The sequence below is a fragment of the Dethiosulfatibacter aminovorans DSM 17477 genome, assembly GCF_900142005.1.
Taxonomy (GTDB): Bacteria; Bacillota; Clostridia; order Tissierellales; family Dethiosulfatibacteraceae; genus Dethiosulfatibacter; species Dethiosulfatibacter aminovorans.
The window spans coordinates 1-3369 of the sequence record NZ_FQZL01000065.1; the positions used below are offsets into that span (position 1 = coordinate 1).

Annotated in this window: 3 protein-coding genes; all 3 read left to right on the forward strand. The window is 32.5% G+C overall.

The genetic code is table 11. From position 1 onward, the window contains the following. Positions 1–101 precede the first annotated feature (101 nt). The 3 genes from BUB05_RS18240 (at position 102) to BUB05_RS18250 (ending at position 3019) form a co-directional block, all read left to right on the forward strand. Positions 102–941 carry a 3-hydroxybutyryl-CoA dehydrogenase gene (locus BUB05_RS18240; protein WP_073051203.1) on the forward strand — a complete coding sequence of 280 codons (840 nt, stop codon included), beginning with the start codon at positions 102–104 and terminating at the stop codon, positions 939–941. A 183-nt stretch (positions 942–1124) separates the two neighbouring features. Beyond that, positions 1125–1883: an enoyl-CoA hydratase/isomerase family protein gene (locus tag BUB05_RS18245; RefSeq protein WP_073051205.1), complete on the forward strand. Its 759-nt coding sequence runs from the start codon at positions 1125–1127 to the stop codon at positions 1881–1883. Positions 1884–2095: 212 nt separating this feature from the next. Continuing rightward, positions 2096–3019 carry an AEC family transporter gene (locus BUB05_RS18250; RefSeq protein ID WP_073051207.1) on the forward strand — a complete coding sequence of 308 codons (924 nt, stop codon included), beginning with the start codon at positions 2096–2098 and terminating at the stop codon, positions 3017–3019. Positions 3020–3369 lie beyond the last annotated feature (350 nt).

Sequence of the window (3369 nt, forward strand, 5' to 3'; positions counted from 1 at the left end):
GGATGCACATGGAATCTGTAATATGCTTTTTGAAGAAAATGAAAAACGGCGAATTAGCGAGTAAATGGAAGAAAAACTAAGAATATATAGGGAGGAGATATATGAAAATTTGTATATTGGGAGCTGGAACAATGGGGTCCGGAATTGCACAAGTGTTTGCACAAAAAGGACATGAGGTTGTACTAAGAGACATAAAGGAAGAATTTACAACCAAAGGATATTTATTCATTGACAAAACTCTCGAAAAAATGGTTATGAAAGAAAGAATGACCACAAATGAAAAGAATGAAATTATGGATAGAATAACACCTACAGTTGATATTGGCATGGCTCGTGACTGTGACCTTGTAATCGAAGCTGCAGTAGAAAACATAAATATAAAAAAGAAAATATTCGCTGAACTCGATAAGATATGCAATAAAAATACAATTCTTGCAACGAATACATCTTCCTTGTCCATAACTGAAATTGCCGTAGCAACAGAACGACCCGACAAGGTCATAGGAATGCATTTCTTCAATCCCGCACCCGTAATGCAACTTGTGGAGATAATCAAAGGTCTTTCCACTTCAGAACACACATTTGAAATAATTAAAGAGCTTGCAAAGTCTCTCGGAAAGACAGAGGTTGAGGTTGAAGAAGCACCTGGTTTTGTTGTTAACAGGATGCTCATACCCATGATAAATGAAGCAGTCGGAATACTAGCTGACGGAGTTTCCGGCGCAGAAGACATTGACAATGCCATGAAGCTAGGAGCAAACCATCCCCTAGGGCCACTAGCGCTAGGAGATTTGATCGGACTTGATGTATGTCTGTTTATAATGGAGATACTTGAAAGCGAATACTGCGATCCTAAATACCGTCCCCATCCTCTCCTCAGAAAGATGGTAAGGGGAAATAGATTAGGTAAAAAAACAGGAAAAGGCTTCTTTGAATACTAAACATAACCATCTACTCTGGATCTAGAACTTCTCAGAAGCCTGGAATTCCAGGCTGTAATATTATATGGTGAAATCCAAGCAGCATGATAGTAGATAACATTTATGTAGTAATAGTTTATAGGAATAAGAAATATTATGTAGATAACACAGAAAAACAGGAGGCTAGCTATTAAAAAAGTATTGTTGAATATTAAAAATGAAATTGCGTATATTGTTCTTAATAATCCTGAAAAAGGCAATGTTTTAACCCAAGAGGTTAAGAATGAAATTAGAGACACCTTTATGAAAATCAAGTATGATTATAAAATAAGAGTCATTATTATATCTGGGAATGGAAAGCATTTTTGTGTAGGAGGAGATGTCAAAACAATGAAAGGGATCAACTCTATCCAAGCAAGAGACAGGATGCGAAAGAATGGTGAATGGATTAAAGAAGTAGCTAATATAGAAAAACCTGTAATTAGTGCTGTGCATGGAGCCGCAGCAGGTGCAGGACTAGGAATAGCTTTGGCAAGTGATTTTATTGTAGCAGCAGAAGATGCAAAATTTGTCAGTAGCTTCATTAATATAGGTCTTGTATCTGATATGTCCGTACTATATTTTTTGCCTAGAAGAGTAGGCCTAGCAAATGCGAAACGAATATCGTACAGTGGTAAACCTGTATTGGCAGAAGATGCATTTAAAATAGGAATGATAGATCAAGTGGTTTGTAAAGGAGATTTGATGAAAGAAGCTGAAAAAATGGCTCGGGAATTTTTGGATAAACCCACATATGTTCTAGGAATGACAAAAAAATTGGCAAATGAAAGTTTTGAAACTAATTTCAATGAATTTTTAGAGAAAGAAATATATTATCAAACTGTTGCATTTCAAACAGAAGATCATAAAAATTCATTAGATTCTTTCATAAACAAAAAAGAAAGCAAGTTTAAAGGAATATAAATTAAGAGGATTAGCAATTATTTTAGATCATCAACAGAAGAACCGTAAGAAAAACTATCCTCTCTAAATTTATCTGTACAATATTTATATTGAAATCAATATATCTTGATATTTTTATTATTGAAACAGAATATTTGATTAATAATAATAGATAACAACTTTTTTTTAGAATTTCATTAATGTTTAAGATTATAATATATAGAGAGGTTAGTATGGATTTACAACAAGTATGGAAAATGCAAGGAATATTTTTTTTATTGGTATTGATAGGTTTTTTTTTAAAACGAATCAAAATGATAAAGTCAGAAAATAAAGAAGTTTTTACAGATTTAGTGCTTAACGTATTCTTGCCTGCAACCATAGTGAATTCTTTTCAAATGAAATTTGAAACTGAAATGATAAAACTGTTTGGTATATTAATTGGATTATCAATAATTATTATTATTTTATGCTACATCTTAGGCGTTTTTTTATTTTCCAAATATACACATGAGCAAAAAAATGTATTACGATTTGGAACACTCATTTCAAACGCAGGATTCATAGGTTTGCCGGTCGCAGAAAGTTTCTATGGTCCAATTGGTTTATTGTATGGCGCTGTTTTTATCATCCCACTTCGTATGGCTTTGTGGACTGTCGGCCTATCTCTTTTTTTAAATGAAAAAGATACAATAGCTACACTAAAAAAAATGGTAATACACCCTTGCATGATTGCTGTTTATATAGGATCATCAATGATGATTTCGGGGATTCGTTTTTTTGAACCAATTAATACAACTGTAATTATGTTATCAAAATGCACAACACCGATGGTCATGATATTTGTTGGATCAATTATTGGAGAGGTTGATAATTTGAAAACCATATTTAATTGGGATGTATTGCGTTTCTCTATTATCCGAGTGATAATAATTCCGACTATCGTTTACATTTTTACATTACTATCAAATTTAGACCCTATTATTGTTGGCATAGCTGTTATACTTACATCTATGCCAGCAGGAAGTGCAACTGTAATTTTAGCGACAAAATATGATAATGATTATGTTTTGGGAACAAAAATTGTCATTTTATCAACCATATTATCTATGTTTGCTATACCTATTTGGGGAATCATACTGTTTAGTATAGGATAAAAGTCGCAAGTAATTTTTTTATAGTATCTATGCTGGAATTCAAATGATTTTATGTACTGAAACCATTAACAACATACTGATATTTCTGTATTAACAAATAAAATCTTATAGAAAAAGCAAGCAACATGCTTATTAATTAAAGTATGTTGCTTATTTTTGGTACTTTAAAAGTATAAATATTAAATACCTAGCTACCCAATAAGAGTATTGATCTTTCCATATCTTTTGTCTTTTACATAGCAGCGTTCTCAGATAGCAAGGGAATCTTTTATGAAGTCTATTACAGTATTAGTAGATACCCCCGGTGTGAATATCTCCGCTATTCCCTGCTCCTTGAGATATGGAATATC

What these genes read in the sequence shown, in the direction of transcription:
- BUB05_RS18240 (WP_073051203.1), top strand. Translation starts at nt 102, where the DNA reads ATGAAAATTTGTATATTGGGAGCTGGAACAATGGGGTCCGGAATTGCA.
- BUB05_RS18250 (WP_073051207.1), top strand. Translation starts at nt 2,096, where the DNA reads ATGGATTTACAACAAGTATGGAAAATGCAAGGAATATTTTTTTTATTG.